This window comes from Amycolatopsis echigonensis, from assembly GCF_014174495.1.
GTDB classification, from domain to species: domain Bacteria; phylum Actinomycetota; class Actinomycetes; order Mycobacteriales; family Pseudonocardiaceae; genus Amycolatopsis; species Amycolatopsis echigonensis.
In genome coordinates this window covers 1-26825 of the sequence record NZ_JACJHR010000063.1, presented here as the reverse complement: position 1 = coordinate 26825, position 26825 = coordinate 1, and the positions used below count along the sequence as shown (strand labels likewise).

The window sequence follows — 26825 nt, the reverse complement described above, 5'->3', positions numbered from 1 at the left end:
CCGCCGAAGGGAGCCCACCGATGGCCCGTCTCGCCAGGACCGCCGGTCTGACCGATGTGCAGCAGGAGATTCTGTCCACGGTGCGGTCGTTCGTGGACAAGGAGATCATCCCGCACGCGCAGGCGCTGGAGCACGCCGACGAGTATCCGGCGGAGATCGTCGAGGGCATGAAGGAGATGGGCCTGTTCGGGCTCACCATCCCCGAGGAGTACGGCGGCCTCGGCGAGTCTCTGCTGACCTACGCGCTGGTGGTCGAGGAAATCGCGCGCGGCTGGATGAGCGTGTCCGGCGTGATCAACACGCACTTCATCGTGGCGCACATGATCAAGCAGCACGGTACGCCGGAGCAGAAGCAGCATTTCCTGCCGCGGATGGCGACCGGCGAGATCCGCGGGTCGTTCTCGATGTCGGAGCCGGATCTGGGTTCGGACGTGGCGGCGATCAAGACCCGCGCCAAGCGCGACGGCGACGGCTACGTGATCGACGGCGCGAAGATGTGGCTGACCAACGGCGGCTCGTCGAACCTGATCGCGCTGCTGGTGAAGACGGACGAGGGCGCGGAGAAGGCTCATCAGAACCTGACGACGTTCCTGGTGGAGAAGCCGACCGGGTTCGGCGAGGTGCTTCCGGGGCTGACCATCCCGGGCAAGATCGACAAAATGGGCTACAAGGGCGTCGACACCACCGAGGCGGTGTTCGACGGCTTCAAGATCGGTGCGGACAAGGTGCTGGGCGAGGCTCCGGGCAAGGGCTTCTCGTACATGATGGACGGCGTCGAGGTCGGCCGGGTGAACGTGGCGGCGCGGGCGTGCGGGATCGCGATCCGGTCGTTCGAGCTGGCGATCGCGTATGCGCAGCAGCGTTCGACGTTCGGCAAGCCGATCGCCCAGCACCAGGCGATCGCGTTCAAGCTGGCGGAGATGGCGACCAAGGTCGAGGCCGCGCATTTGATGATGGTGAACGCGGCGCGGTTGAAGGATTCCGGTGCGCGCAACGACGTCGAGGCGGGCATGGCGAAGCTGATCGCCAGCGAGTACTGCGCCGAGGTGACCCAGGAAGCGTTCCGGATCCACGGCGGGTACGGCTATTCGAAGGAATACGAGATCGAGCGCCTGATGCGCGAGGCGCCGTTCCTGCTGATCGGCGAGGGCACCAGCGAAATCCAGAAAACCATCATCAGCCGCGGCCTGCTGCGGGATTACAAAGCCTGACCCCCGCTTCGCCGGAGTTCGCGCGCTCCGCCGGTTCTTGACAAGATAGAAACTCTCGGACCGGACGAGCGCAGGTGATGATGGTGAGCAGTCCCTTTGGAGGCGGTCAGGGCCCGGCCGGGCTGCCGCGGCTCCCGACGCCGCCCACCGGCTGGCCGATCGGGTCGTACTCGACCTACGGCGAGGCGCAGCAGGCGGTCGACTTCCTGGCCGAAAGCGAGTTCGCGGTCACCGACGTGACGATCGTCGGCGTCGACCTGATGCTGGTCGAACGCGTCATCGGGCGGCTGTCCTGGGGCCGGGTGCTGGCCGCGGGCGCGATGTCGGGCGCGTGGTTCGGCCTGTTCGCCGGGCTGCTGCTGGGCATGTTCGTGAACCAGGGCGGGTTCACGCTGCAGTTGCTGACCGGGCTGGTGCTGGGCGTCCTGTCCGGACTGGCGTTCTCCGCGATCGGTTACCGCGCGTCGCGCGGGCGCAGGGATTTCTCGTCGGCCAGCCAGCTCGTCGCCGGCCGGTACGACGTGCTGTGCCAGCCGCGCAGCGCCGAGCAGGGGCGGGAACTGCTCGCCAAGCTGGCGTTGCGGCCGCCGCCCGCCACTGCCTGAATACCCGCACGCCCCCGATGCGGTGGTTGTTCACCCGGATGGAACAACCGCATTCCGCGCTGCTCCAGTCTTTCCGGTGGTACGCGGCGCACCCGGCTGAATCGTTATTGACCCTGCTTGCGGCTCGTGATCGCCGGGCATAGGTTGTCCGACACCGGTTGGCCGGTCGTGTCCTCCAGCGCGGCCTGCCGGCAACTGGCACGTCGGGGTGCTGGCTCGGGTCCGCCTCGCCGCGGCGTGCTGTCTGGGGGCGGTGTCGAAAGGCGCCGTGTGCACATGGGCGAGGAGGCTTGGATGGGGAAGAAACGGCCCAGCGGAAAGAAACGAGGACCTACGCGCGCGGCGGCGTTGCTCGCTGCCGGCGTGGTGGGCAGCGGTCTGGTGGCGGGCTGCGGAACGGCCTCCGGGACGACGATCAACGTCTACTACTCCCCGGAGGACCATTTCCAGACGGTCGTCGACAACTGCAACAAGGCCGCAGCCGGGCGGTACCGGATCGTCTACAACAAACTGCAGCGCGGTTCGGACGACCAGCGGATCCAGATGGCGCGCCGGCTCGCCGCCGGCGACACGTCGATGGACGTGCTCGGCCTCGACGTCACGTGGGTCTCGGAGTTCGCCGAGGCGGGCTGGGTCGACGAGTGGACCGGGCAGAACAAGACGGCCGCGTCCGAGGGCGTCCTCAAGGGCCCGCTGGACACCGCGACGTATCAAGGAAAGCTCTACGCCGCGCCGAAGAACACCAACGTGCAGCTGCTCTGGTACGACGACCGCATCATCCCGACCCCGCCGAAGACGTGGGACGAGATGATGCAGATGTCGCAGCGGCTCAAGAGCGAGCACAAGCCGTATTCCGTCGTGTTCACCGGCGCGCAGTACGAGGGCCTGGTCGTCATCTACAACACGCTGGTCGAATCGCTCGGCGGGCACATCCTCTCCGACGACGGGAAATCCGTCGTGATGGACGACGGTGCGGTGCAGGCGCTGGCGCTGCTGAAGAAGGTCACGTCGTCGGGGATTACCGATCCGTCGCTGACGAACCAGAAGGAGGACGACGTCCGGCAGACGTTCCAGCGTGGCAATGCCGCGTTCGAGCTGAACTGGCCGTTCGTGTACGCCTCCTACGCCGAGGAAAAGCCGAAGGACCTGTCGCACTTCAAATGGGCGGTGTACCCGCAGGCGAAGCCCGGAGTTCCGTCGAAGAGCACGATCGGCGGGTTCGACCTGGCGGTGAGCGCCTACTCGCAGCACAAGCCCGAGGCGTACGAAGCGGCCTTGTGCCTGCGCAGCAAGGAAAACCAGAAGGTGTCGGCGATCAACGACGGGGTGCCGCCGACGATCGAGTCGGTGTACCACGACGACGTCCCGGTGGATCCGGCGAAGCCGGTTTCGGCGGACAACCCGAACATGGCCCTGAAATACCCGATGCGCGACGCCATCCTGTCGGCGCTGAAGACCGCCGCGGTACGGCCGCTCACACCGGTGTACCAGAACCTGTCCACGGTGATGTCGAAGATCCTCTCCCCGCCGGCGGCGATCGATCCGCAGACGACCGCGCAGAAATTGCGGGAACAGCTCGATGACGCGCTCCAGTCGAAGGGAGTGATCCCGTGACCGTCCAGGATCCCGCCGCGACCAGCCGCGAGGCGGCACACCGGAAGGGAAAGCCCGCGCTTTCCGAGGGCAAGAAGGCGGAACGGCGGCTCGGGCTGTGGCTGTGCGCGCCCGCGTTCCTCGTGATGATCGCGGTGACCGGATACCCGATCGTCTATTCGATCTGGCTTTCGCTGCAGCGCTACGACCTGCGGTTCCCGGCGAAGCACGAGTTCATCGGATTCGACAATTACGCCGCGGTGCTGACGAATTCCTACTGGTGGACCGCGTTCGGCACCACGATGTTCCTCACCGTCGTGTCGGTGGCGATCGAGTTCGTGCTCGGCATGGGGCTCGCGCTGATCATGCACCGCACGCTCGTCGGCCGCGGACTGGTGCGCACCGTCGCCCTGATCCCGTACGGCATCGTCACCGTGGTGGCCGCGTTCTCGTGGTATTTCGCGTGGACGCCCAAAACCGGGTACCTGGCGAACGTGCTCGGCGAAGGGGTCGCGCCGCTGACCGACCAGTGGCCGTCGCTGTTCATCATCATTCTCGCCGAGGTGTGGAAGACGACGCCGTTCATGGCGCTGCTGCTGATGGCCGGGCTGGCGCTGGTGCCGGACGACCTGCTGAAGGCGGCGGCGATGGACGGCGCGACCGCGTGGCAGCGGTTCACCAAGGTGATGCTGCCGGTGATGAAACCGGCGATTCTCGTCGCGCTGCTGTTCCGCACGCTCGACGCGTTCCGCATTTTCGACAACATCTACGTGCTCACCGGCGGCGCGCAGGACACCGGATCGGTGTCCATGCAGACCTACGACAACCTGGTCAAGGGGCTCAACCTCGGGATCGGCTCCACCATGGCGGTGCTGATCTTCCTCACGGTGGCGATCATCGCGTTCCTCTTCATCAAGGTGTTCGGCACCGCCGCGCCCGGCACGGACGACGGGGGGAAGCGCTGATGGCTATCGGTGGTGCGGCCACGACCGGCCGCAAAGTCGGCTGGGGCCTGCTGGACATCCTGGTGGTGGTGTTCGCGATCGTCCCGGTGCTGTGGGTGCTTTCGCTGTCGTTCAAGACCAAAGCGACGCTCACCGACGGCAATTTCATCCCGGTGGAATGGACGCTCAAGAACTACGCGGACATTTTCCAGACCACGGAGTTCCTGCACGCGCTGGTGAACTCGATCGGCATCGCGGTGATCTCCACGGTCATCGCGGTGGTGCTGGGCACGATGGCGGCGTACGCGATCGCCCGGCTGGATTTCCCCGGGAAGCAGCTGCTGGTGGGGCTTTCCCTGCTGATCGCGATGTTCCCGCAGGTTTCGCTCGTCACCCCGCTGTTCAACATCGAACGCGGGCTCGGCCTTTTCGACACCTGGCCGGGGCTGATCCTGCCCTACATCACGTTCGCGCTGCCGCTGTCGATCTACACGCTGTCCGCGTTCTTCCGGGAAATCCCGTGGGAACTGGAAAAGGCGGCGAAAATGGACGGCGCGACGCCGGCGCAGGCGTTCCGGAAGGTGATCGCGCCGCTGGCCGCGCCGGGCGTGTTCACCACGGCGATCCTGGTGTTCATCCTCTGCTGGAACGACTTCCTGTTCGCCATCTCGCTGACGTCCACCGAGTCGTCGCGCACGGTGCCCGCGGCGTTGTCGTTCTTCACCGGGTCCTCGCAGTTCGAGGACCCGACCGGCCAGGTGTGCGCGGCCGCGGTCGTGATCACGGTGCCGATCATCCTGTTCGTGTTGTTCTTCCAGCGTCGCATCGTGGCGGGGCTGACGTCCGGTGCGGTGAAGGGCTGACCCATGGCTGAAATCGTTCTCGACAAGGTTTCCAAGCGCTACCCCGACGGCGCGCTCGCGGTGTCCGAAGTGGACATCACGATCGCCGACGGCGAGTTCATCATCCTGGTCGGCCCGTCCGGCTGCGGGAAGTCGACCACGCTCAACATGGTCGCCGGGCTGGAGGACATCTCCTCCGGCGAACTGCGCATCGACGGCAAGCGGGTCAACGAGAAGGCGCCGAAGGACCGGGACATCGCGATGGTGTTCCAGTCGTACGCGCTGTACCCGCACATGAGCGTGCGCGAGAACATGGCGTTCCCGCTGCGGCTGGCCAAAGTGGACGACAAGATCGTCCGGTCCAAAGTGGAGGAGGCGGCGCAGATCCTCGACCTGACCCAGCACCTCGACCGCAAACCGGCCAACCTGTCCGGCGGGCAGCGGCAGCGGGTGGCGATGGGCCGGGCGATCGTCCGCAATCCCAAGGCGTTCCTGATGGACGAGCCGCTGTCCAACCTGGACGCCAAACTGCGCGGCCAGATGCGGACGTCGGTGTCGAAGATCCAGAAGCAGCTCGGCACGACCACGCTGTACGTCACGCACGACCAGACCGAGGCGATGACCCTCGGCGACCGGGTCGTGGTGCTGCGGGCCGGGTACGTGCAGCAGATCGGTTCGCCGCAGTTCCTCTACGACAACCCGGCGAACCTGTTCGTGGCCGGATTCATCGGCTCGCCGTCGATGAACTTCGTCCCCGCGACGCTCGAAGACGGCCAGGTGCGCAGTTCGCTGGGCAGCACCCCGCTGACCGACCGGGTCCGCCGGATGGCCGAGGCGGCGAACGCCCCGCGCGAGGTGATCATGGGCATCCGCCCGGAACACTTCGAGGACGCCGCACTGGTCGAATCGGGCCGCGAGGGCGCGACGTTCACCGCGCACGTGGACGTCCTGGAGTCGATGGGCTCGGAGAAGTTCGCGCACTTCACCGTGGACGGCGAAGCCGCGACCTCCGCGGAGCTGGCGGAACTGGCCGCGGACAGCGGTTCGGCCGACGTCCCCGGCGCGGAGTCGCTGATCGTGGCCCGGCTGTCGGCGGAATCGGCGGCCGCGGAGAACCAGGACCTGCGAATGTGGTTCGACGCGGACAAGGTGAAGCTCTTCGACCCGTCCGACGGCCGAAACCTCACCTACGCCGACTGAGCCAGCGGTCCGTGAAGGGCTCCTTGCGGGAATCAGATTCCCGCAAGGAGCCCTTCACGGACGTTCAGGGGATCCGCGAAAAGATCGTCGCGGCGACGGTGCGGGCGGCCGGACAAGCCGCGTCCCCGCCCGCGCCGCTGGTGTCGACCACGCTCACCGTCGCTTGCTCCGCGCGTCCTGGCGTGGCCGGGGAGGGCTGCACCGTCCGGACCCGGCAGAACGCCCCGTCGGCCGCCACCCGCGCCACCCGGTTGCCCAGCGTTTCCGACGGTCCCGCCGGAGCCTGCCGCACCACCGCGAATTCCAGGCTCACCTTGTCGAGGATGCAGGAATGCCCGGCGAGCCCGGCCGTCGCGTCGCCGCCCTGCGCCCCGGACCCGGTGAGAATCGCGCAGGAATCCACCCGGCCCCACGAGCGATCCGGCAACTGCGGATGCCGCACCCGGTTGCCGGTCACCGCGTCGAGGGCCCCGCCGACCACGTCGTCCGCGGCGGTGCACCGGTCCTCCGCGCTGCCGCGGTCGTCCCGGTCGGTGACCGAAACGGCCAGCCGCTCCCCGTCGGCGAACGTAATGGCCCGCCCGCACGTCCGCTCCGGCACGAAACCCGCCTGCTGCACGGAAACGCCGTCCGGCACCTTGCCCGGGTACGCGTACGCCTGCACGGTGGGATCGCGGTCGGCGGCGAGCGGCCCGATGGTGACCGTCCGGGGCCGCCCGGCCTGGACGAAGTCCGCCTGGCACGCGGTGAACGAGGAATCGGGCGTGTCGGCAGTGGCGTTCTTGAGCCGCTTCGGGTCGAGAAGGCTGCAGTAGTCGAGCGTCGCGAAGTCCCCGAGCGCCGCGATCGCGGTCAAGGGCACCGGCGTGGACTGCGCTGCCGGGGCGGGGGCAGACTCCGCGGAACATGCTGCGGCGAGGAGCACCGAACAGCCGACTGCGAGGACTCCGAGTGGGTTACGCACGGGGTGCAGTATCACCGTGAGTGGCGAAAAATCCAGCCCTCGCCGGGAAATCCCACACTTCGCTGCGTCATCACCGCTGGTGGGACGGTTGTGGAGAACGGGGAATGCTTCCACCGCATCCCGATGAGGGTCCCGCCTCTGCCGAGAAGTCCGTGAAGGACTCCTTGGGGGAATCAGGTTCCCTCAAGGAGTCCTTCACGGACCTCGGCGGGAGCGGATCGGCGTGCACCGCGGGCGACGAAGATCCGGCGGACAAGCGGGCCGGTCCGGGTCGGAAAGACGAGCGCTCCTGTCGTACCGTGATGCTGCCCCGGGCGAGCGTTGAGCTGCGAGTTCCCGTTCTCGACCCCGATTCGTCCCCCTTCCCGCACCCCATCCCCTTAGGGGTCCGGATCGTCCCGCGGAGCGATGTGCCCCGGCAGCGGACGTGGTGCCATGGAGGTACGAACCCAACGGGAGGGGAACACGATGACCGCACCTGTCACTCACCGGCTGAGTCGGCCGCGGGAGGGGCGCATGATCGGCGGAGTGTGCGCCGGGCTCGCCCGTCGCTTCGGGACCACGCCGGGCAAGGTCCGCGTGCTCGCGCTGCTGTCATGCCTGCTGCCGGGGCCGCAGTTCGTCGCGTACCTGATCCTCTGGGCCATCATCCCCAGCGACTGAGCAAGGCCGAGGAACGGCTCGCCCGCGACAACCAAGCAGTCCGGACTCGTCCCAAGCTGTAGAGATGGATCGGCCCTCTCCCGCCGGCACGCGGGAGAGGGCCGTTCTCATTTCCGCTCGGCGGAAAACCGCTCCCAGGCCGACTGCCGCGTCACCCCGAGCGCCTCGCCGATCCGCGCCCACGCCACCCCGCGCGTCCGCAGCAGATCCACCTGCTCCTGGATCCGCGCGTCCGTCTGCGCGCTGACCTTCGCCATCCGCGGGATGCTCTCGAGGATCTCCTCGTCCGATTTCCGCTCCCACAGCGTCACCTCGGACGTCCCCGGCTCGTGCTGCCCGGCCAGGATCTGTTCGCACAGTCCGACGCAGCCGTCGCAGATGTAGACGCCCGCACCGGCGATCAGCTTGGCCACCTCGTCGGCCGGTTTGAGACAGAACGAGCAGTACGAAGTCATCGCAACCTCCCAGTGTCAGGACTAGCCTGACACGTCAGGGGTCGCCTGACAAGTCACTGTTGGGAGCGCAGCCTTTCGATGATTTCCTCGTCCCAGCGGTGCGTCCGGATCAGCCGGTACCGCTCGCAAGCGACCCACAGGTACGCCTCGGCCTCGGTGCGGTCGCCGATCAGGTCGGCCTGCCGCAGCATCGCCACCACCGGCGTGAACTCCTCGTCGAACCAGCGCTGCGCGACGGTCGCGCGGTCGATGAACTGGCCTTCGTCCTGCATCAGCCGGAAACCCCACGCTTCGACGTGCTCGCCGAGCTGGGCGTAGTTCCACGGATCCGTCACCAGCACCGAAGCCCGCGCGTGACCGGAAAGCGGGACGCGTTCCAGGAACAGCCGCCGATAATCCTTCACGATCAGGTCGCCGCGGTACCGGATGCCGCTCGGGTTCAGTTTGGTGCGCACGACCGTCACCGAAGCTTCTATTGTGGACAGGCCTTGCGCCAGTGCGACCGAAACCCGGTGGTGGCCATCGATAATGAAATGCAGCTCGCCGATGCGGTACACCTCGATCGGCGGGATCGCCTCGCCGCGGCGGGCGGCCAGCGCGAGTCGTTCCCAGCGCTGCCGGACCCGGGCGGACGTGGGGCGGAACCGGCGGTCGAAATCGCGGCTCCGGTCGACGGTGCCGACGATCGAGTCCAAAGTGATCACTCGCGTGCCGATCCGCGCCTCGCTCACGTAACCGAGCGCCTGCACCACTTCGTGGAACGGCAGCATGATGTTGACGTCGTCGGGTTCCCGGCGCAGCCAGGTGGAAAGCCGGGACAGCACTTGCCGTCGCCGGGCTCGAAGGAAGTCGTTTTCGGCGTCAGCACGCGGGAAACCGGTCGGTCGGGTCATCGCGGGAACTCCATCACCTGGTAGCCCACCACGTTGCGGATCCGGGTGCGGCCGGCCACGCGGTCGGGCACTGGTTCGCCGTGCGGGTGGATGTGTCCGTGCAGCAGCCACCGCGGCTGCAGGGTTTCGATCGTGCGGTGCAGACAGGTGAAACCTTGGTGCGGCGGATCTTCGCGGTCGCCGAGATGCCGCGGCGGCGAATGCGTCAGCAGAATGTCGATTCCGTTGCCGTCGCGCCATTTCCGCCACCGGAAACGGAGCTCCAGCCGCCGGGCCCGGCGAGCCTGCTGACGCTGCGTCCACTGGTTCGGACCATCGCGGTAGCGGATCGAACCGCCGAGCCCGGCGATGCGCAGCCCGGCGACGTCGACGACGCGGCCGTCGGCGTTGATGCCGCCGGCGGGGCCGGGCCATTCGGTCGGGAAACCGTCCTTCATGGACAGTCCGCCGTAGCGGGTGTAGCCGCTCAGGTCCGGGTCGTGGTTGCCCGGGACGAACACGCACGGCACGTCGAGCATGCCGGCGAGGTGCTCGAGATACGCGAACGGCAGATCGCCGGCGGCGACGACGAGGTCGACCCGCAGCGAGCGGACCGCCGGGGTCCACAGCCGCTCGTCGGCCTCGTCGGCCACCACCAGCGCTTTCGGCATGCGCCCAGATTACGGCGCACGCGGCGTCACTTCATGCCGTGCGCGAACCCGGGGTTGAGCGCGATCATCGCGACGATGCCGACGATCCACACGAGGCAGAGGGCGACGGCCCAGAACTTGAGGTTGGACAGCAACCGGGACATGACGAGACGAACCTCCTGCAACCGGGGGAAGAAAGGGGGACCGCGAGGGCGGCTACAACCAGTCGTTCTTCCGGAATATTCGGTACAGCAGCAGACAGATCGCGAGAATGATCGAAACCACGATCGGATACCCGAACTGCCAATGCAGTTCGGGCATGTAGTCGAAGTTCATGCCGTAGATGCCCGCGACCATCGTGGGCACCGTGATGATCGCCGCCCACGCGGTGATCTTGCGCATGTCGGTGTTCTGCTGCAGCGAGATCTTCGCGACGGTCGCGTCGACCAGGGTGCTGAGCAGTTCGTCGAACGCCGCCACGCGTTCCGACACCGTCGCGAGGTGGTCGGCGACGTCGCGGAAATACGAGCGGACCTCGTCCGGCACCAGCCGCGTGTAGCCCTCGGCGAGCCGCGACACCGGCGTGGCGAGCGGGACCACCGCGCGCCGCAGTTCGAGCACTTCCCGCTTCATCAGGTAGATCTGCTCGGCGCTCACCGACGAGCGCGGCGCGAACACCTGCGCCTCGATCTCGTCGATGTCCGCCTCGATCCGGCTGGTGACCTCCAGGTAGTGGTCGACCACGTGGTCGGCGATCGCGTGCACGACCGCCGCCGCGCCGAGGGAGAGCCGCTCAGGGTCCTCGTCGAGGTCGCGGCGCAGCCGGGCGAGACCGGAGTGGTTGCCGTGCCGGACGGTGATCACGAAATCGCGGCCGAGGAACACCATCAGCTCGCCGGTTTCCACGATTTCGTTCGCCGTGGTCGGCGACTGGTGCTCGACGTAGCGGACCGTCTTCAGCACCAGGAACAGCGTGTCGTCGTAGCGCTCCAGCTTCGGCCGCTGATGCGCCTCCAGCGCGTCCTCGACGGCCAGTTCGTGCAGGCCGAAGGTGTCCGCGATGCCCTGGATCTGGTCGGAATCGGGCTCGTGCAAACCGATCCAGACGAAACCCGCGTGCCGCTTGCGCACCTCGCGAATGGCCTCGGCGTGCGTCCAGCGCCCGGGCAGCCGCTTGCCGTCGACATACACCGCGCAATCGACGACATAGGCCGACAGCGGCACCGGGATCGGCCGTTCGAGATTGGCCTTGGCCCGGTTGTTGCCGCGGCCGCGAAGGCCGCCTAGCGAGGGAATGGCAGGCATGGGTTCTCCTGGGCGAGCGTCGTGAAGCACGAAGACGACGGCCAGGCGGACTGCGGGGGTCCGTCCGGCGGCACCGTGAGTTCCCGGACGCGGGCCTACCAGGAGGGGAAAAGGCCGGCCGGCGAGGCGGGAACACCAGGCAATGCTGCGCGGCGCAGCCGCACCGTTGAGGGCGGAGGTGGGGCGGCAGCCGGGCTACTAGGGAGCGGACTATCACCACTGCTCATGAGCGGTCCCTCACCTCCTTTCGGCCGGAGCACGCCGAGGCGTGCGAAGTGGCAGGGGTCGCGTTGACGCGCGATCACCGATGGTCGAGGGTACTCCTCACCACGGAGAGGTGTCGCACCTGGTTCGGCAGGTGTTACCCGGACAGGAGGGGCAAGCGTGCAATTCGGCCGGTATTACGAGGAATTCGAGGTCGGCGCGGTCTACAAGCACTGGCCCGGCAAGACCGTCACCGAATACGACGACCATCTGTTCTGCCTGCTCACGATGAACCACCATCCGCTCCACCTGGACGCGCACTACGCGGGCGAGACCACCGATTTCGGCAAGAACGTCGTGGTCGGCAACTACATCTACTCGCTGCTGCTCGGCATGTCGGTGCCCGACGTGTCCGGCAAGGCCATCGCCAACCTCGAGGTCGAATCGCTCAAGCACGTCAAGCCGACGTTCCACGGCGACACGATCTACGGCGAGACCGAGGTGCTCGACAAGACCCCGTCGAAATCCAAGGACGACCGGGGAGTGGTGTACGTCGAGACACGAGGGTACAAACAGGACGGCACCATCGTGTGCATTTTCCGGCGCAAAGTGATGGTGCCGAAGCGGTCTTACGGTGACACCCGCGGCGGGGAACAGCCCGGTCGCCCGACGCCGCACGAGTGACCGATCCGCCGCGAAGAGGAGCACGGGTGGCCATCGCCCTGGAAGAGATCAAGCGCTGGTTGCGCATGTTCGCCGAGGTGGAGGCGCGCGGGGTTTCGCCGCTGTATGACCACCTCGCCACGCACGCGGCCGAGGACGACGACGTCGCCGCGCTGCTGACCGACGCTCGCGGCGGCGAAGCGCGCGGCACCTTGCTGTTCGCCGCCGCGCACCGGCTGGTGCAGGCGGATCCGATCCATCCGCTGTCGCGGTACTACCCGTCGGTGGGCGGTTTCGACGGCGTCGACAGCGAGACGTGGCCGTTGTTCCGCTCGTTCCTGCTGGAGCGCGCGGACCAGGCCCGCGAGATCATCTCGACCCGCTACACGCAGACGAACGAGGTGCGCCGCGCCGCGCTGCTGTACCCGGCGGTCGCGGCGGCGGCGAAGGAAGCGGGCGGCAAGATCGCGCTGCTCGAGGTCGGCTGCAGCGCGGGATTGCTGCTGGGGCTCGACCGGTTCGGCTATCGCTACCAATGCGACGGCGGCGAGCAGCTCACGGCCGGTCCGGCGAAGGCCGCGGTCGGGCTGCACTGCTCGATCGATGTCGCGTCGGGCGCGCGGTTGCCCAAGCTGCCCAAGAAGGTGGCAGTGGCGGGCAGGGTGGGTCTGGACCGGGCTCCGGTGGACCTCTCGGACGAGGACGAGCTGGCGTGGCTGGAGGCGTGCGTCTGGGCCGATCAGGTCGACCGGATCCGGCTGCTGCGCACGGCTGCCGCCGAACAGCGGAAGCACGCGCCGGAGCTGATCGCCGGGGACGCGGTCGACGACCTGGCCTCGGCGGCGGCGCGGCTGCCCGAGGAACTGCCGTTGGTGGTCCTGACGAGCCACGCGCTGGCGTATCTCGGGGACCGGCGGGCGGACTTCGTGGCCGAACTGGCGCGGCTGTCCTCGACCCGGCCGGTCTGGTGGGTGAGCCAGGAGTTCTACCGGGCCGCGCTGGAGACCGTTCTGCCCGGCCGCGACGACCTGTCCTCGGGCGACTCGGCCGCGGGCGAGCCCGCGATGGCGGTGCTGGGGCTGACGACCTGGGCGGACGGAAAACCGCAGGTCCGCGCGCTGGCCCGGACGGCACCGCACGGGCAGCGGATGACCTGGCTGCCCTGAGCTGTCTCGTGCGTGGCGATGCCGGTTCTCCCCGGCATCGCCACGCACGACGCTCCTAGGCACCCTGAGTAACCTGTGTCACATTCACCCCATCAGTCACACTGCTCCGCGAGCGCCCGGACTGGTCGCCGGATGCGCATCCGGCGATATCGAATACGCGTTCCGCGCATTTTCCGTGCTCATCGCGGATTCTTGAACGATGGGGAAACTTTCCGACAACTCCGCAATGCGTTCGCAATCGCGGACACGGCTGTCGGCAATGCGCAAAGGACCGCTCTGGGTTACGTCCTCGGCAACTCATTCCAGTCACGCAACGTCACCATGAGCTGGTCCACCAGGTGGCCCGCTTCGTCTAAATTGACCAGTTCGGCCGAGTTGACCCATCGTGCGTCGGAGGCGTCGTCGCCCGCGGTGAGGATTCCGCCGGTCCACGAACATTCGTAGTCGTGGATGTCGTAACGGCCCCGGACGACCGAGCCGACCGGTGTGTGCGGTCTCACGTCGAGCCCGGTCTCTTCGCGAAGCTCCCGGACCACTGCTTCGTGGTCCGTTTCGCCCGGTTCGACCCGCCCGCCGGGCAGCGACCACTGGCCTTTTCCCGACTCGTTCGCGCGCTGGATGAGCAGGAGTCTGCCCTGGTCGTCGAACACGATGCCGCCGACGCAGCGCTCGAGGCCGTCCATGCCGCGACGGTAGCCGACCCCGGCCGCGCCCCCTAGGGTCCGGGAACCTGTACACGGAGAGTAGCCGTACGGTACACTTCGAGCGGCTGGCTGACCCATGCGCGGGACTTTCCTCCCGCGTGGGTGGTCAGTGCGGTACAACGTAGAAAGTCAGATTTCCGGGTGTCATGGAAGAGACGGGATTGATCGCTGTGAACGCGAAGAAGCTTGCGGGACTCGTGGGTATCGCGTTGGTGCTGTTCTTCGTGATCGCCCAGCCGGGACATGCTGCGGGACTTGTCAGCAACATTATCGACTTCCTCCGCAGCTCGGCCGAATCGGTGATCACGTTCGTCAGCAACGTCTTCCACTGACGACAGGGGATACCCTCGGACCATGTTCGCGCCACGCGACCCCGACGAGTACCTCCTCGACACCGAGCGGCGGGTCATCCGGATCCGCCGCCACTGGGCGGTGCTCCTCTGGGACACGTTCGAGGCAGCCGCGCTGCTGATCGTGTGCGTGCTGGTGTCGTACCTGCTGCCGCCCTCGCTGTGGGTCGTGCAGAACATCCTCTGGTACGTCGCCCTCGCGGTGGTGCTGCGGTTCGCCTACGTGATCATCGAGTGGTGGGTCGAACGGCTGGTCGTCACCGACAAACGGTTCGTGATGACCACTGGCGTCTTCACCACCAAGGTGCTGATGATGCCGATCAGCAAGGTCACCGACCTCACCTACCAGCGTTCGGCCTGGGGCCGGATGCTCGGCTACGGCACGATGGTCGTCGAATCGGCCGGGCAGATCCAGGCGCTGAACCGGATCGACTACCTGCCGCGGCCCGAGGAGTTCTACGACACGATCTCCGAGCTCGTGTTCGGCGACAAGCAGAAGCAGGCCGAACGGTTCTCGATGATCAAGGCACAGCGCGCGGCGCGGGGCAAGAAGCCGGTCGGCTGACCCCGGGCGCGTCGGCACTGGTCCCGGCGCCGAGGTGACGCAGCGCATCGTCGAGAATGGGTCCGATGCGCATCGACCTGCACGCCCACTCCACGGCCTCCGACGGTACCGACAGCCCTGCCGAGCTTGTCGGCGCTGCCGCGCGTGCCGGTCTCGACGTCGTCGCGATCACCGACCACGACACCACCGCGGGCTGGGAACCGGCTGCCGCGGCCCTGCCCGCGGGCATGACGCTGGTGCCGGGCGCGGAACTGTCGACGGTCTCGATCGACCCGGACACCGGCTACGAGATCAGCGTGCACCTGCTCGCGTATCTCTTCGACCCGGCCGCGCCCGCGATCGTCGCGGAACAGACGCGGCTGCGGATCGAACGGCGCACCCGGTTGCGGCGAATGGCCGAGCGGATGGCTGCCGACGGCCTCCCGATCGACGCCGACGAAATCCTGGGCCTGCTGCCGGAAGACTCGCCCGCCGGGCGGCCGCATCTCGCGCAGGCGCTGGTCCGCGCCGGACTCGTCACCTCTGTGGACGAGGCGTTCAGCGACTATCTGCACAGCCGCCGCGGCTACTACGTCGCGCGCCGCGACACCCCGGTCGAGGACGCGATCGACATGGTCACCGCGGCCGGCGGGGTCACCGTGATGGCGCATCCGTTCGCCTTCAGCCGCGGCGCGACGATCAGCGAGGACACCCTGCGCGACCTGGCCGCCCGCGGACTGACCGGCGTCGAGGTCGACCATCCCAACCACGACGCGGCCACCCGGGCGCGGACCCGCGAGCTGGCCGACGAACTGGGCCTGATCCGCACCGGGTCCAGCGACTACCACGGCACGAACAAGACCATCGGGCTCGGCCAGGAAACGACCGAGCCGGACCAGCTGGAGGAATTGGTGGGGCGGGCGACCGGCTTCCAAGTGGTGAAGGGCTGAGATGGCCGTCTCGGATTTCTTCGACGCGAAGCTCTTCATGAGCGCGACGATCACCCTCGTCGTGATCATGGACCCGCCGGGGACGGTGCCGGTGTTCCTGAGCCTGGTCGGCCGCAAACCGATGGCCACGCGGGTGAAAGCGGCCCGGCAGGCGGTGCTGGTGTCGCTGCTGGTCATCTCGCTGTTCGCGGTGGCCGGGCAGGCGATCCTGGCGTATCTGGGCATCGGCATCCCGGCGCTGCAGGGCGCGGGCGGCCTGCTGCTGTTGCTGATCGCGCTGCAGCTGCTCACCAGCAACGCGGGCAGCAACGAGCCAGAGGCGGCCGAGGACGTCAACGTGGCGCTCGTTCCGCTCGGCACGCCCCTGCTGGCCGGTCCCGGCGCGATCGCGGCGACCATCGTGTTCGTCCGGCAGGCCGACGGGCACATCGGCGCCTACATCGCGCTCGCGCTGGCGATCGTGACCGTGCATTTCGTGCTGTACACCTGCATGCGGTTCTCCGGCGTGGTCATCCGGCTGATCAAGGAAAGCGGCATCACGCTGCTCGCGAAGATCGCCGGTCTGCTGCTCGCCGCGATCGCCGTCGAGCTGGTCGCGAATTCGGTGCAGGGCTTCATCGCCGGTGCCGGCTAGCCAGCGGCCCGCGCCGGAAAGTGTCGGTGGGGGTGCGTAGCGTGGGCGTCGATGGAAGGGGGCGGCGTGAAAGAACAGCTGGGGTTCGACTTCGGCGTCGAGCAACCGCAGCGGCTCACCAAGGTGTCGCCGGCGCGGTTGAGCACCTTTGACGATTGTCCGCGCCGGTACCGGCTGGCGTATCTCGACCGGCCGACGCCGCAGCGCACCGGGCCGTGGGCGCACAGCACGCTGGGCGCGGTGGTGCACAACGCGTTGCGCGCGCTTTTCGACCTGCCAGTGGCGAAACGGACGCCGCAGCGCGCGATCGCGCTGGTGGCCGAGCACTGGAAGGACGCCGGTTTCGCCGACGACGACCAGGCCGCGCGCTACCGTGCGCGCGCGAAGGGCTGGGTCGCGGAGTACGTCGAGGACAACGACGTCAGCGACGATCCGGTGGGCTTGGAACGCTGGGTTTCCGCGCCAGTCAGCACGACCGGCGGCCGCCCGACGATGATCATCGAGGGACGAGCCGACCGGATTGACCAACGCGGCGGCGAACTGGTGATCGTGGACTACAAAACCGGCCGCCGAGCCCCGGACGAACACGAGGCCAGGGCGTCGCAGGCGTTGGCGATGTACGCCGTCGCCGCGACGCGCACTTTGCGCATGCCGTGCACGAAGGTCGAGTTGCACCATTTGCCCTCCGGCACGATCGCCGCGGCGGAACACACGCCGGAAACCTTGAAGCGGCACCTGGAACGCGCCGAGGAGACCGCCGGGGATTTGCGGTTGGCAGCAGATACCCTTGACGCGGGCGGCGACGGAGACGCGTTGTTCCCCGCCCGCCCCGACCGCCGCTGCGCGTGGTGCGACTTCCGCCCGAGCTGCGTGGCGGGACAGCAGGCAGCTCCTGCCGCGCAACCGTGGGATTTGCTTGCGCCGTAGGGGGTTTCCCGAGATGTGGATTGGACCCGAGGATCGTGGCGTCACCGGACATTGAGGAAACGGCCCGCGGCGGGACGGCCGGTGCCCGAGGTCGCGGAGCCGGCCGGGGTCGCGGTGCCGCGGGGGCTGGGGTTCGTGGCGTGGCGAGGAAGGATTCTGCTGCTGTGGCGACGGATCTTCCTGCGGGACAAGGCAGGGCTCGCGACGGCCGTCGTGTCGAGAACGCCGGTACGGTCGGTATGGCGAGCGACGGCCGTGGGACAGACCTGCGCGATGGCGTGGCGTCGAACGGCGGCGGTGCTGATGTGCGCGATGGCGCGGCGTTGGACGGCGGAGTTGCGGCAGAGGATCGTGCTGGGGCTGATTCTGCTGAGGTGAAGAGCACTGCGGCGGCACCGCGGAGTTTGGCGAGGGACGGCAGTGCTAGCGCTGAGGTCAGCCATGACTTAGCTGCCGTCGACGATCCTGTGCCTGACGAAGATGCGGCTATCCCTGATGCGGCGGTGCGGGCCAGCGCGATCGACGGTGACGAGCCTTCAGCCAAAGCGGCACCCGAGCGTCATGAGCCGACCGTCAGGAGGAAGCCTCGTGGGCGGTGGTGGCGGGGGTTCACCGGGTCGGTCGCGGCGGGAATGGCAGTCTTGGCCGTCGGGGTGCTTGTCGTGGGCGTGTTGTGTTTCGTGAACGGGGCACCTGGGCCGGGGCCGCTCAAGTTGGTCGGGCATCCGGTCGCCGCGGTGATGATGCTTGCTCTGCAGCGGATTGCCGACCGTCGCACCGGGAAAGCGGCGGTGGGCGCGGGGGCTGGGGTACTGGTCGTCGCGGGAGTGGCGTTCAGCGTGTTGTGGTGGTTCTGAGCCGGGTCAGCGGAGGGCGGCGACGTTCGGGCCGCGTTGTTCCAGCAGTACCGGGCCTAGCGCGGTGAGGCGAACCGGGCCCGGGTAGGCACCTCGGTCGACGCCGACTGTGCGCAGCGTTGCGCCGTTCGTTTCGTTCAGCACAGCCAGCCCGCCGCGGATCGGGACTACCAGCTGGGTCGCGAAGGTGATTCCTGGGCCGAGCGTGCCGTCCAGAGTCCAGCGCGGGGACAGGTCGTCTCGCGACAGCGCGACGGTCTTGGAGCCGGTGTACCAGTAGATCCCCGCGGCGGTGCGGGTCGTCGCCTCGGTGCCGCCGACCGGATCGTTCGCTACATCCGAAGCGGGAAGATCCATGGGGTAGGCGGCTTTTTGAGAACCGTCCGCGCCATAGACGACGTACAGCTTCTGGTCCGGGAGCAGCACACCGGTGAGGTCGCCGGACATCGCGATGACCCGGGCCCGTTTGCCCGCCAGGAGGGCGGTGTAGGTGACCTTCGGTTCGTCCTCGTGCTCGGCGGTCGCCCGGTAGACGGTCAGGCGATCCGTACGGTCGCCGGGGCAGCGTTCGATCACGCCGATTTTGTCGGCGGCCGTCGCTACGGTTCCGTAGGTGCAGTCGGGGCGCGGTTGCTTGTTCGCGTTTTGCAGGAACGGGACTTTGCCGTACTCCATGCTCTTCACGAGATCGTCGCGCCACGTGTCGAGGAGATGCTTGCCGGTGGTCGTGACGTGGCTGCCGTCGTCGATCAGGCGGGTGCCCAGTTCGGCGTCGCCGTTGCGCTGGGCGGTGATGCGGCCGGTGGCGGGGTCGAGCTGGGTGACCTCGCTGCAGCCCATTGTCTTGTGGTACACCGCGTTGATCCGTCCCCACGCGGTGTCCACAGTGCACAGTTGCAGGTTTTCGCGGGTGTAGTGCCAGCGGATCTGCCCGGTGAGCGGATCACGACCGGCGACCTCTCCGCCGTCCGCGGTGGTGACCGTGTCGGACTGTCCGATCGGGATCGGCGTCGCGGAACTCGGGGCCTGCCACAGCTGCGTCATCGACCCGGGCACGGAGGTCGGCGGCGAGGGGAGCGCGTGCGGCGGATCCGCCAGTGCGCGGCTGGTGTGCAGGTTGTCGCTGGTGGCGGCGACGATCGCGGCGACCACGACGACCACGACGACGATCGCTCCCGCGATCAGCCGGTCCCGTCCTCGGTTCCATGGCGAGCGACGGGCTTTCCCCGGCGGCACAACAGGATCCGCGGCGGGCTGGCGAGGGAGGAGGTTCTCGGAACCGTACGGTTCGGCGGGGGCGCCGCTGACCCCGGCGGGTTCGCCGGCGACGCGCGCGATCGGGCCGGTTTGTTCCTCGGGAGTGACCGGGGGGATCGCGGAACTGGTGCCCGCGGCGGAAGCCTTGTCGGCGGCTCGTGGGCCGGGAGCGGCCGACGCGGCGGAAGTGTTCGCTGCGGAGCCGCCTGGCAGTGGCGCGGCCGAGTCCTGCGGGTGGGAAGCGGCTGCGGCGGGAGGGCTTTCAGCCGAGCCTGAGGCTGCGGGGAAGTTCGTGGAAGGCCGGGAAGCCGTTTCGGTGGCTGGCTCGGTCGGACCTGCGTCCTGCGGGCCGGCAACAGCCGAAGCGGAAGCCGCTTCAGAGGAGCCGCCAGAAGCCTTCTCCGCCGGACCACTGAGCGACGACGGATCAGCATCCGCGGACGACGGGCTCGCGCCCCGATCAGCAGCGGCCGACTCCGCCGGACCAGCACCCTCATGCGACGCGTACGCCCCGGCCGGAGTGTCCGGCCGGGGGCGTTCGTCGGGATTCGCGGGAGTGCCCGCTACGTTCGAACCGGGTTCGGGGGGCGTCTCGTCGGTGCCGTTCCCGTGGTCGTTCACGTAACTGACTCCCGGTGTGTCGCTCAGTCTGCCGACGCAGGTGTATCAGATGCGGACGGACGGCGGCGACGGCGGCGGCGTGCCGGGCGGTCTCCGGTCTCGCCGGAGTCGGAAGTCGTCGCGGGGGTAGCGTTGCCCGCGGAGGTCGCCGGGCCGGTCGCGTCGGCTCCCGAGCGGGTGCGGCGGCGCGTGCGGGGGCGGTCTTCCTGCTGCTCCGGCGAAGAAGACGACGTGGCGGCGTCGGCGGCTTCGACCGCGGCGGCGGCACGGGCGCCACCGCGGGTCCGCTTGCGCGGGGTGCGGTTGCGCTTGCGCGGGGCTTCCTCTTCCGAGGAAACCGGGCCAGCCGACCCGCGACGGCCGCGGCGCTTGCCGCCCAGGTCTTCTTCCTTCTCGGCGGACAGGCCGGCGCGCGTGCGCTTCGAGAGCGGCAGGCGGCCCTTCGTGCCCTCCGGAATGCCCAGGTCGCTGTACAGATGCGGGGACGACGAGTACGTCTCCACCGGCTCCGCCAGGTCGAGGTTCAGCGTGTCCGAGATCAGCTTCCAGCGCGGTTCCTCGTCCCAGTCGACGAGCGTCACCGCGACCCCGGTGCGGCCCGCGCGGCCGGTGCGGCCGATGCGGTGGACGTAGGTCTTCTCGTCCTCCGGGCACTGGTAGTTGATCACGTGCGTGACGTCGTCGATGTCGATGCCCCGGGCCGCGACGTCCGTCGCCACCAGGACGTCGACCTTGCCCGAGCGGAACGCGCGCAGCGCCTGCTCCCGCGCGCCCTGGCCGAGGTCGCCGTGCACGGCGGCCGCGGCGAAACCGCGTTCCACCAGGTCGTCGGCCACCTTCTGGGCGGTGCGCTTGGTGCGGCTGAAGATCATCGTGAGCCCGCGGCCCTCGGCCTGCAGCGCCCGCGCGATCAGCTCCGTCTTGTCCATCGAGTGCGCGCGGTAGACGAACTGCGCGGTGCGCTCGTGGATCGCGCCGGCGTCGTTCTCCTCGGCCCGGATGTGCGTGGGCTGGTTCAGGAACGTCCGGGCGAGGGTGATGATCGGGCCCGGCATCGTGGCGGAGAACAGCATCGTCTGCCGCTCGTCCGGCACCATCCGGAGGATCCGCTCGATGTCCGGAAGGAAGCCGAGGTCCAGCATCTCGTCGGCCTCGTCCAGGACGAGCCCGCGGATCTTGCCCAGCACCAGGTGCTGCTGCTCGGCGAGATCGAGAAGGCGGCCCGGCGTGCCGATCACGACGTCGACGCCCTTGCGCAGCGCGTCGATCTGCGGCTCGTACGGCCGCCCGCCGTAGATCGCCAGCGTGCGGATGCCGAGATGCTTGCCGGCGCCCTTCAGGTCGTTCGCGACCTGGATGCACAGCTCGCGCGTGGGCACCACGACGAGTACCTGCGGGGTGCCGTCGCCGGGCACCTCCACGCGGTGCAGCAGCGGGACGCCGAACCCGAGCGTCTTGCCCATGCCGGTGCGGGCCTGGCCGATGAGGTCGTCGCCGGCCATGGCGAGCGGCAGGGTCAGTGCCTGGATGGCGAAGGTGCGCTCGATGCCCGCCTCTTCGAGCGCTTTGACGATTTCCGGTTTCACTCCGAACGACGCGAACGTCGGCGACTCCTCGGTCACCGGGGCACCGGCCTGCAGCGGGTGCGACGTGTCCAGCGCGGCCGGTCCGTTTTCGCTGTGCTCGAGGGCGACAGCGGCGGCGGCCTGCGCGGGTTCGGTCTGTTCGGTTGTGGACTGTTCTGCGGTCAGGGTGATCGCCTCTCTCGTGACCAGCGCGCACAGGCCGGTTGTCACTCGACACTCGACCGGGGGCCTGACTCGCACCTCGGCCTCTGCGATGGAGGCCGGTGGCGCCGGAGCCGCCCTCCCGGGAATGCCGCTGGGAGGCGTGCACGCACACTTGCGGCGAACCCCGGTCGCCCTGGTGGCACCGGCCGCTCGCCTGGTTCCCGCCGCTCCCGGGGCCCTTGAGAAAAAGGCGGTCCGGCGCGGCGAAGCTTCTGTTTATCCGACCCCACTGTACCTGGTCAGGTCTTTTCCGGGGAATACCGGGGAGCGGCGGCGCGGCGTGGGATCGGTCTCTTCACGGCGCGGGCCTGCGGTTCGGCGATACCCTCGTCGCCGTGACCGACCCCGCCGAAGCCGCATCCGCCACCTCCCCGCCCGTGATCAGCGAAGGCGTCGTCGACCTGCTCGGCGTGATCGCCTACCTGGAGCTCTCCGCGTTCGACCGGATGGCCGAGGACGCCCGCAGCGCGCCGACGCTCGCCGGCCGCGCCGCGCTCGCCTCGATGGCGGCCGCCGAGATCGGGCACCTCGATCTGCTGACGAAGCATCTGGCCGCGCACGGCGTCGCGGTCGAGGACGCGATGGCCCCGTTCGTGTCGCAAGTGGACGCCTGGCACGCCTCCACCCGGCCCAAATCGTGGCTGGAGTCACTGGTCAAGGCGTACGTCGGGGACGGGCTCGCGGCCGATCTCTACCGCGAGATCGCGAGCTGGCTCGACGCCGAGACCAAGGACCTGGTGCTGACCGTCCTCGCCGACACGGGGCATTCGGCGTTCGCCGAACGCGAAGTCGCGGCCGGGATCAAGGCCGATCCGAAGGCGCGCGACAAGCTCGCGCTGTGGGGGCGCCGCCTGCTCGGCGAGGCGCTCACCCAGGCGCAGTACGTGGTGGCCGAACGCGATGGCCTGGCCGAACTGATCGTCGCCGGGTCCGGAGACCTCGCGGGAATCGGCGCGCTGTTCCGCCGGTTGCAGCAGGGGCACACCAAACGCATGCAGGCGCTGGGGCTGGGCTGAGCGGGTGGTCGCGAGTCACCTGCTGGTCGCGCGCCACCGCGGCGGCCCGCTTCGGTTAGCCTTGCCGGGCGTAGTCACAACGAGTTTCCAGCGGAGGTCCCACGTGGAGGTCAAGATCGGCATCAAGGACACGCCGCGCGAGCTGGTGGTGTCCAGTGGCCAGACTCCCGAAGAGGTGGAGAAGCTGGTCGCCGAGGCGCTGACGGCCGGTGACGGGCTCTTCCGCCTCAACGACGAGAAGGGCCGCAAGTACCTGGTCCCGTCCGACCGCATCGCGTACGTCGAGATCGCCCCGTCCGACGTCCGCAAGGTCGGGTTCGGCGTCGGCGACTGATCCAGCCGTACGCGAAAGGCCGCCCCGGAGATCGCTTCCGGGGCGGCCTTTTCGTGTGGTCAGCCGTGGTCAGCCGCGGCTCAGGCGGTGGCTTCTTCGACCTCGGCCAGCGTCTTCGGGACCGAGAACGGCGGCGTGGACGTGCCGGTGAGCCGGTAGCGGCCCCACGGGTCGGGATCGGACAGCTCGCCCTCGGCGCTGTGCTCGCCGATCCGCACCTCGCACGCCTTCTTGCGCCCGCCGACCGCCTCGGCCAGCTTCGGGTTCTCGGCGACGCGGCCGTACCAGTGGTAGTAGCCGTCGATCGGCTGGAAATAGCCGCGCAGATCGACGTCCGCGGCGAATTCCGCGCCGTCGACGACCAGCGTCGCCGAGCCCGTGTAGCCGTCTTCGTCGCTCATCCGGGGTCCTCTCGTCAGCCGGCCTCGTTGCCGGCGGCGGTGTTGTTCTCGCTGCGTCCGAGCTGGACGACCTTGTTCTCCTCGAGCGGCAGGTTCGGGTCGATCACCACGCCTTGCTGGCGGGTGAGCCCGTCGATCGCCGCCCAGATGATCTGGGTGAGGTACTCGACCACCGAATCGCGGCCCATCGAGCGCCGGTCCAGCCACCATTCGCCGGTGCTCTGGACCATGCCGACGATCCCGTGCGCCCACGGTTCGGCCGCGCCGGAGTCCATGTTGAACATCCGCATGTAGTCGCCGAGCAACGCGGTCAGCGCGGTGGCGATGACCTCCTTGTCCTCCGCGACGACGTCCGAATCGGCGTTTTTGCCCGGCAGCCCGCCGTGCGCCAGCAAGCGGTACAGGTTCGGATGCTCCTCGATGACGCCGAAGAACGCGTCGAGCGCCATCCGGATCCGCGGCACCGGCGCGAGTTCCGCGTTGATCGCCGGGATCAGCCGCTCGAAAAGGATCTCCGTGCCGCGCTGGCCGAGCGCTACGTACAGGTCGGCCTTGTCCTCGAAATGCCGGTACAGCACGGGTTTCGTGACGCCCGCTTCCGCGGCGACGTCCTCCATGCCGAGGTCTGGACCGTGCGCGTCGAGCGCGCGCAGGGCAGCTTCGACGAACTCCGCGCGGCGGGCGATGCGGTGCTTGCGCCAGCGATCGCGGCGGGCGTCGCCGGTACTGCCCGCGCCGGTCTCGGTGTCGGCTGCCTGCTTGCCGGACTGCTTGCTGGAGCGCTTGACACGTTCGATCACGGGGGTCATGCTACCAGAGGTAACTGTTACCACGGGTTACATGTTCCTGTGGGGGCAGCGGGACGCGGCTTCTCGATTCAACGGCGAGTCAGGCGCTGGAAGGGGCTGATGATGACGCGGACGCTCAAGGTGACCGACCGGGAGGCGACGGCACAGCGGTTGCTGAAGTCGGCGGCGAACAAGTTCTACGACCCGGACGTCGACATCGACTGGGACGCACCGCTCGTCGAGGGCAAGCGGTACATCCTGCCGGAGCGCTCGTCGCTGTACGGCACTCCGCTGTGGGACCGGCTGAGCCCGGAGCAGCGGATCGAGCTGGGCAAGCACGAGATGGCCAGCATCGCGACCACGGGCCTGTGGTTCGAGATCCTCCTGATGCAGATGCTGCTCAAGGAGATCTACGAGCAGGACCCGACGACGGCGCACGCGCAGTTCGCGCTCACCGAGATCGCCGACGAATGCCGGCACTCCACCATGTTCGCGAGGATGTCCGCGCGGATCGGCTGCCCGACCTACGGTCCGGTGCCGGTGCTGCGGCAGTTCGCGAAGCTGATGCCGACCATTTCCTACGGTCCGGCGCGCTACGGCGCGATCCTGGTCGCCGAGGAGGTGCTCGACCGGCTGCAGCGCGAGCAGATGAACGACGACCAGATCCAGCCGCTGGTCCGGATGGTCAACCGGATCCACGTGCTGGAGGAGGCGCGGCACGTCACCTTCGCCCGCGAGGAAGTCACCCGGGGGATGGCGAAACTCGGCCGCGCGGAGATCGCCTACCAGCAGTTCAGCATCGCGCTGATCTCGTACTTCGTGACGCGGGCGTTCATCAACCCGAACGTCTACAAGGCGGTCGGGATCCGGCCGAGCGAGGGCGTCCAGACGGCGCTGAACAATCCGCACTGGCGCGGGACGATCGCGTGGGCGGGGGAGAAGATCATGCCGTTCCTGCAGGAGTCCGGTCTGGTCGGATTGCCGGGGAAGCCTTTCTGGCGCAAGTCTTTCCTGCTTCCGGAGGGCAAGTGACTACCGCCGACGTACTTCCTCCCGCGGAGGCGAAATGACTACCGCCGACGTACTTCCTCCCGCGGAGGCGAAATGACTACCGTCGAGCGGCTGCGCAACCCGGCCCGCGAGCATCGGTTCGTGACCAGCGACGGCTGTGCGCTGCACGTCGAAATGAGCGGCCCGGCCGATGCCGCGGTGACGCTGGTGCTGGTGCACGGCTGGACGCAGGACCACCGCACGTGGGACGGGGTGATGGAGCACCTCGGACCTGGCGTCCGGACGCTGCGCTACGACCTGCGCGGGCACGGCGGTTCCGCGCCCGCGACCAAGGAAACCGGGACGATTCCGCGGCTGGCCGACGATCTGGCCGAGCTGATCGCCGCTCGCGTGCCGTCGGGTCCGCTGGTGCTCGCCGGGCATTCGATGGGCGGCATGACCATGATGGCGCTGGCCGAACGGCATCCGGAGCTGGTCCGGGACCGGGTGGTCGGGGCGGCGTTCGTGGCGACGTCGTCCGGGCAGATGGACCGGATCACGTTGGGGCTGCCCGGAATGGCGGGTCAGTTCTCCGCGCGGTTCGAGCGTCGGCTGGCGAAAGCGTTGTCGCATCGCAAGGGCGAGCGGCTGCCGTTGAGCCCGGCGATGGTGCGCTCGGGTGCGAGGTTCCTCGTGTTCGGCGACCACCCGCGCCGCGCGGACCTTCGGCTGGTCGCGGATCAGCTGTTGTGCGCGCATCCGGCGAGTCTCGGCGCGTTCCAGGACGCGATTTCGACCCATGACCGCCGTGTCGCGTTGGCGACGTTGCGCGGTACGCCCTCCGTGGTGCTGGCGGGGGAGAAGGACCGGCTTTGTCCGCTGCCGCACGCGAAAGTGATCGCGGAAGAGCTGCCGGACGCGGAGTTTGTCCGTTTCCCCGGTGCTGGGCACATGCTGCCGCAGGAGCGGGCGGGTGAGGTCGCGAAGCGGATCGGAGCACTGCTGCGGGTTTCGTGACCGTGCGCGTTCGCGCTCGTACCTGACTGTCGGCTGTTCCCGGCCGCCCGGCGCTGTCACGCTGGGTGGCTGGGATGTCGCCGACAGACAGGACGGGCATGGGGCAGCCGCTGAGCGCGCACGTCAACCGGAGCCTGATGGCGATTTCCCGGCGGGCGGAGAGCGTGGACCGGCATACGCTCGCCAAAACCTTCGTGGTGGCCGGGTCGTTCTCGGCGATGCTGCATTCCGCTGACCACCAGATCCTGTACGGCCGCCGCGGCACCGGGAAAACGCACGCCTTGCTGTACCTGGCCGATCTGGTCGAA

Annotated in this window: 31 protein-coding genes; 21 read left to right on the top strand and 10 right to left on the bottom strand. The window is 68.5% G+C overall.

The genetic code is table 11. From position 1 onward, the window contains the following. The first annotated feature begins 20 nt into the window (after positions 1–20). The 6 genes from H5411_RS33065 to H5411_RS33040 all read left to right on the top strand — a co-directional run bounded on the left by H5411_RS33065 (position 21) and on the right by H5411_RS33040 (position 6395). A complete protein-coding gene (locus tag H5411_RS33065) occupies positions 21–1211 on the top strand; it encodes an acyl-CoA dehydrogenase family protein (protein WP_183126061.1) in 1191 nt (396 codons plus the stop codon). Between the two features lie 77 nt (positions 1212–1288). Beyond that, positions 1289–1816 carry a YflT domain-containing protein gene (locus H5411_RS33060; RefSeq protein ID WP_167442160.1) on the top strand — a complete coding sequence of 176 codons (528 nt, stop codon included), beginning with the start codon at positions 1289–1291 and terminating at the stop codon, positions 1814–1816. A 294-nt stretch (positions 1817–2110) separates the two neighbouring features. Continuing rightward, positions 2111–3430, top strand: a complete 1320-nt coding sequence (locus tag H5411_RS33055) for an ABC transporter substrate-binding protein (protein ID WP_183126060.1) — start codon at positions 2111–2113, stop codon at positions 3428–3430. After that, positions 3427–4374 (top strand): carbohydrate ABC transporter permease, encoded by a 948-nt coding sequence (locus H5411_RS33050; protein WP_101435751.1) that lies wholly within the window; start codon positions 3427–3429, stop codon positions 4372–4374. The genes H5411_RS33055 and H5411_RS33050 overlap by 4 nt, the downstream gene beginning before the upstream one ends. Further along, complete coding sequence (locus tag H5411_RS33045; protein WP_101435750.1) at positions 4374–5216, top strand: carbohydrate ABC transporter permease; 843 nt, start codon at positions 4374–4376, stop codon at positions 5214–5216. The genes H5411_RS33050 and H5411_RS33045 overlap by 1 nt, the downstream gene beginning before the upstream one ends. Positions 5217–5219: 3 nt before the next feature. Continuing rightward, a complete protein-coding gene (locus H5411_RS33040) occupies positions 5220–6395 on the top strand; it encodes an ABC transporter ATP-binding protein (protein WP_183126059.1) in 1176 nt (391 codons plus the stop codon). Positions 6396–6459: 64 nt separating this feature from the next. On the opposite strand, the gene H5411_RS33035 is transcribed toward H5411_RS33040, so the two are convergent. Further along, the gene (locus H5411_RS33035; protein ID WP_246369527.1) at positions 6460–7359 is read right to left on the bottom strand and encodes a hypothetical protein; all 900 of its coding nucleotides are present in this window, start codon (positions 7357–7359) and stop codon (positions 6460–6462) included. Between the two features lie 468 nt (positions 7360–7827). Between H5411_RS33035 and H5411_RS33030 the strand changes: the two genes are divergently transcribed. Beyond that, on the top strand, positions 7828–8022 hold the full coding sequence (locus tag H5411_RS33030) for a PspC domain-containing protein (protein WP_009072943.1): 195 nt from the start codon (positions 7828–7830) through the stop codon (positions 8020–8022). Between the two features lie 107 nt (positions 8023–8129). Here H5411_RS33030 and H5411_RS33025 read toward each other — a convergent pair whose 3' ends face one another. The 4 genes from H5411_RS33025 to corA form a co-directional block, all read right to left on the bottom strand. After that, positions 8130–8477 (bottom strand): ClpX C4-type zinc finger protein, encoded by a 348-nt coding sequence (locus tag H5411_RS33025; protein WP_101435747.1) that lies wholly within the window; start codon positions 8475–8477, stop codon positions 8130–8132. Positions 8478–8530: 53 nt separating this feature from the next. Beyond that, entirely contained in the window at positions 8531–9370 is an 840-nt protein-coding gene (locus tag H5411_RS33020; RefSeq protein ID WP_183126058.1) for a chromosome partitioning protein ParB, read from the bottom strand. Continuing rightward, positions 9367–10020 (bottom strand): metallophosphoesterase family protein, encoded by a 654-nt coding sequence (locus H5411_RS33015; protein WP_183126057.1) that lies wholly within the window; start codon positions 10018–10020, stop codon positions 9367–9369. Before H5411_RS33015 ends, H5411_RS33020 begins: the two co-directional genes overlap by 4 nt. A 195-nt stretch (positions 10021–10215) precedes the next feature. After that, positions 10216–11304, bottom strand: a complete 1089-nt coding sequence (gene corA, locus H5411_RS33010) for a magnesium/cobalt transporter CorA (protein WP_101435744.1) — start codon at positions 11302–11304, stop codon at positions 10216–10218. 384 nt (positions 11305–11688) lie between these two features. On the opposite strand from corA, the gene H5411_RS33005 reads away from it, so the two are divergent. After that, entirely contained in the window at positions 11689–12192 is a 504-nt protein-coding gene (locus H5411_RS33005; protein ID WP_037353308.1) for a MaoC family dehydratase, read from the top strand. 26 nt (positions 12193–12218) lie between these two features. Then, the gene (locus tag H5411_RS33000) at positions 12219–13337 is read left to right on the top strand and encodes a DUF2332 domain-containing protein (protein ID WP_183126056.1); all 1119 of its coding nucleotides are present in this window, start codon (positions 12219–12221) and stop codon (positions 13335–13337) included. A gap of 281 nt (positions 13338–13618) precedes the next feature. On the opposite strand, the gene H5411_RS32995 is transcribed toward H5411_RS33000, so the two are convergent. Further along, complete coding sequence (locus H5411_RS32995; protein WP_183126055.1) at positions 13619–14020, bottom strand: NUDIX hydrolase; 402 nt, start codon at positions 14018–14020, stop codon at positions 13619–13621. 167 nt (positions 14021–14187) lie between these two features. On the opposite strand from H5411_RS32995, the gene H5411_RS32990 reads away from it, so the two are divergent. The 7 genes from H5411_RS32990 (at position 14188) to H5411_RS32960 (ending at position 18303) form a co-directional block, all read left to right on the top strand. Further along, positions 14188–14373, top strand: a complete 186-nt coding sequence (locus H5411_RS32990) for a hypothetical protein (protein WP_037353301.1) — start codon at positions 14188–14190, stop codon at positions 14371–14373. Between the two features lie 22 nt (positions 14374–14395). Further along, positions 14396–14956: a PH domain-containing protein gene (locus H5411_RS32985; RefSeq protein WP_037353298.1), complete on the top strand. Its 561-nt coding sequence runs from the start codon at positions 14396–14398 to the stop codon at positions 14954–14956. A 65-nt stretch (positions 14957–15021) separates the two neighbouring features. After that, a complete protein-coding gene (locus tag H5411_RS32980) occupies positions 15022–15885 on the top strand; it encodes a PHP domain-containing protein (protein ID WP_376772262.1) in 864 nt (287 codons plus the stop codon). 1 nt (position 15886) lies between these two features. After that, positions 15887–16519 carry a MarC family protein gene (locus tag H5411_RS32975; protein WP_183126053.1) on the top strand — a complete coding sequence of 211 codons (633 nt, stop codon included), beginning with the start codon at positions 15887–15889 and terminating at the stop codon, positions 16517–16519. Between the two features lie 51 nt (positions 16520–16570). Beyond that, a complete protein-coding gene (locus tag H5411_RS32970; RefSeq protein ID WP_101435740.1) occupies positions 16571–17446 on the top strand; it encodes a RecB family exonuclease in 876 nt (291 codons plus the stop codon). 81 nt (positions 17447–17527) lie between these two features. Further along, positions 17528–17824, top strand: a complete 297-nt coding sequence (locus H5411_RS32965; RefSeq protein WP_183126052.1) for a hypothetical protein — start codon at positions 17528–17530, stop codon at positions 17822–17824. Between the two features lie 254 nt (positions 17825–18078). Continuing rightward, a complete protein-coding gene (locus tag H5411_RS32960; protein WP_246369526.1) occupies positions 18079–18303 on the top strand; it encodes a hypothetical protein in 225 nt (74 codons plus the stop codon). A gap of 6 nt (positions 18304–18309) precedes the next feature. On the opposite strand, the gene H5411_RS32955 is transcribed toward H5411_RS32960, so the two are convergent. Further along, on the bottom strand, positions 18310–19539 hold the full coding sequence (locus tag H5411_RS32955) for an Rv3212 family protein (RefSeq protein WP_376772261.1): 1230 nt from the start codon (positions 19537–19539) through the stop codon (positions 18310–18312). Positions 19540–20204: 665 nt separating this feature from the next. Further along, complete coding sequence (locus H5411_RS32950) at positions 20205–21803, bottom strand: DEAD/DEAH box helicase (RefSeq protein ID WP_183126076.1); 1599 nt, start codon at positions 21801–21803, stop codon at positions 20205–20207. A gap of 503 nt (positions 21804–22306) precedes the next feature. Here H5411_RS32950 and H5411_RS32945 point away from each other — a divergent pair. Together H5411_RS32945 and H5411_RS32940 are read left to right on the top strand one after the other, a co-directional pair. Beyond that, positions 22307–22987 carry a ferritin-like fold-containing protein gene (locus tag H5411_RS32945; protein WP_183126051.1) on the top strand — a complete coding sequence of 227 codons (681 nt, stop codon included), beginning with the start codon at positions 22307–22309 and terminating at the stop codon, positions 22985–22987. 103 nt (positions 22988–23090) lie between these two features. Beyond that, positions 23091–23321 (top strand): DUF3107 domain-containing protein, encoded by a 231-nt coding sequence (locus tag H5411_RS32940; protein WP_009072973.1) that lies wholly within the window; start codon positions 23091–23093, stop codon positions 23319–23321. Between the two features lie 80 nt (positions 23322–23401). Here H5411_RS32940 and H5411_RS32935 read toward each other — a convergent pair whose 3' ends face one another. Together H5411_RS32935 and H5411_RS32930 are read right to left on the bottom strand one after the other, a co-directional pair. Then, positions 23402–23722 carry a DUF4873 domain-containing protein gene (locus H5411_RS32935; RefSeq protein WP_101435737.1) on the bottom strand — a complete coding sequence of 107 codons (321 nt, stop codon included), beginning with the start codon at positions 23720–23722 and terminating at the stop codon, positions 23402–23404. A 14-nt stretch (positions 23723–23736) separates the two neighbouring features. Beyond that, the gene (locus H5411_RS32930) at positions 23737–24531 is read right to left on the bottom strand and encodes a TetR/AcrR family transcriptional regulator (RefSeq protein WP_183126050.1); all 795 of its coding nucleotides are present in this window, start codon (positions 24529–24531) and stop codon (positions 23737–23739) included. 102 nt (positions 24532–24633) lie between these two features. On the opposite strand from H5411_RS32930, the gene H5411_RS32925 reads away from it, so the two are divergent. The 3 genes from H5411_RS32925 to H5411_RS32915 all read left to right on the top strand — a co-directional run. Continuing rightward, a complete protein-coding gene (locus tag H5411_RS32925; RefSeq protein ID WP_101440778.1) occupies positions 24634–25542 on the top strand; it encodes an AurF N-oxygenase family protein in 909 nt (302 codons plus the stop codon). A 72-nt stretch (positions 25543–25614) separates the two neighbouring features. Further along, complete coding sequence (locus H5411_RS32920; RefSeq protein WP_101435735.1) at positions 25615–26517, top strand: alpha/beta fold hydrolase; 903 nt, start codon at positions 25615–25617, stop codon at positions 26515–26517. A 98-nt stretch (positions 26518–26615) separates the two neighbouring features. Continuing rightward, the coding region (locus tag H5411_RS32915; RefSeq protein WP_416333218.1) for an ORC-CDC6 family AAA ATPase at positions 26616–26825 on the top strand (210 nt) is incomplete at its 3' end.

Excerpts from the sequence above, each read along its gene's own strand:
- H5411_RS33065 (WP_183126061.1), top strand. The coding sequence starts at position 21 with ATGGCCCGTCTCGCCAGGACCGCCGGTCTGACCGATGTGCAGCAGGAG.
- H5411_RS33060 (WP_167442160.1), top strand. The coding sequence starts at position 1,289 with ATGATGGTGAGCAGTCCCTTTGGAGGCGGTCAGGGCCCGGCCGGGCTG.
- H5411_RS33055 (WP_183126060.1), top strand. The coding sequence starts at position 2,111 with ATGGGGAAGAAACGGCCCAGCGGAAAGAAACGAGGACCTACGCGCGCG.
- H5411_RS33045 (WP_101435750.1), top strand. The coding sequence starts at position 4,374 with ATGGCTATCGGTGGTGCGGCCACGACCGGCCGCAAAGTCGGCTGGGGC.
- H5411_RS33040 (WP_183126059.1), top strand. The coding sequence starts at position 5,220 with ATGGCTGAAATCGTTCTCGACAAGGTTTCCAAGCGCTACCCCGACGGC.
- H5411_RS33030 (WP_009072943.1), top strand. The coding sequence starts at position 7,828 with ATGACCGCACCTGTCACTCACCGGCTGAGTCGGCCGCGGGAGGGGCGC.
- H5411_RS33025 (WP_101435747.1), bottom strand. The coding sequence starts at position 8,477 with ATGACTTCGTACTGCTCGTTCTGTCTCAAACCGGCCGACGAGGTGGCC.
- H5411_RS33020 (WP_183126058.1), bottom strand. The coding sequence starts at position 9,370 with ATGACCCGACCGACCGGTTTCCCGCGTGCTGACGCCGAAAACGACTTC.
- H5411_RS33015 (WP_183126057.1), bottom strand. The coding sequence starts at position 10,020 with ATGCCGAAAGCGCTGGTGGTGGCCGACGAGGCCGACGAGCGGCTGTGG.
- corA (WP_101435744.1), bottom strand. The coding sequence starts at position 11,304 with ATGCCTGCCATTCCCTCGCTAGGCGGCCTTCGCGGCCGCGGCAACAAC.
- H5411_RS32995 (WP_183126055.1), bottom strand. The coding sequence starts at position 14,020 with ATGGACGGCCTCGAGCGCTGCGTCGGCGGCATCGTGTTCGACGACCAG.
- H5411_RS32990 (WP_037353301.1), top strand. The coding sequence starts at position 14,188 with ATGGAAGAGACGGGATTGATCGCTGTGAACGCGAAGAAGCTTGCGGGA.
- H5411_RS32985 (WP_037353298.1), top strand. The coding sequence starts at position 14,396 with ATGTTCGCGCCACGCGACCCCGACGAGTACCTCCTCGACACCGAGCGG.
- H5411_RS32980 (WP_376772262.1), top strand. The coding sequence starts at position 15,022 with ATGCGCATCGACCTGCACGCCCACTCCACGGCCTCCGACGGTACCGAC.
- H5411_RS32975 (WP_183126053.1), top strand. The coding sequence starts at position 15,887 with ATGGCCGTCTCGGATTTCTTCGACGCGAAGCTCTTCATGAGCGCGACG.
- H5411_RS32970 (WP_101435740.1), top strand. The coding sequence starts at position 16,571 with ATGGAAGGGGGCGGCGTGAAAGAACAGCTGGGGTTCGACTTCGGCGTC.
- H5411_RS32960 (WP_246369526.1), top strand. The coding sequence starts at position 18,079 with ATGGCAGTCTTGGCCGTCGGGGTGCTTGTCGTGGGCGTGTTGTGTTTC.
- H5411_RS32935 (WP_101435737.1), bottom strand. The coding sequence starts at position 23,722 with ATGAGCGACGAAGACGGCTACACGGGCTCGGCGACGCTGGTCGTCGAC.
- H5411_RS32930 (WP_183126050.1), bottom strand. The coding sequence starts at position 24,531 with ATGACCCCCGTGATCGAACGTGTCAAGCGCTCCAGCAAGCAGTCCGGC.
- H5411_RS32925 (WP_101440778.1), top strand. The coding sequence starts at position 24,634 with ATGACGCGGACGCTCAAGGTGACCGACCGGGAGGCGACGGCACAGCGG.
- H5411_RS32920 (WP_101435735.1), top strand. The coding sequence starts at position 25,615 with ATGACTACCGTCGAGCGGCTGCGCAACCCGGCCCGCGAGCATCGGTTC.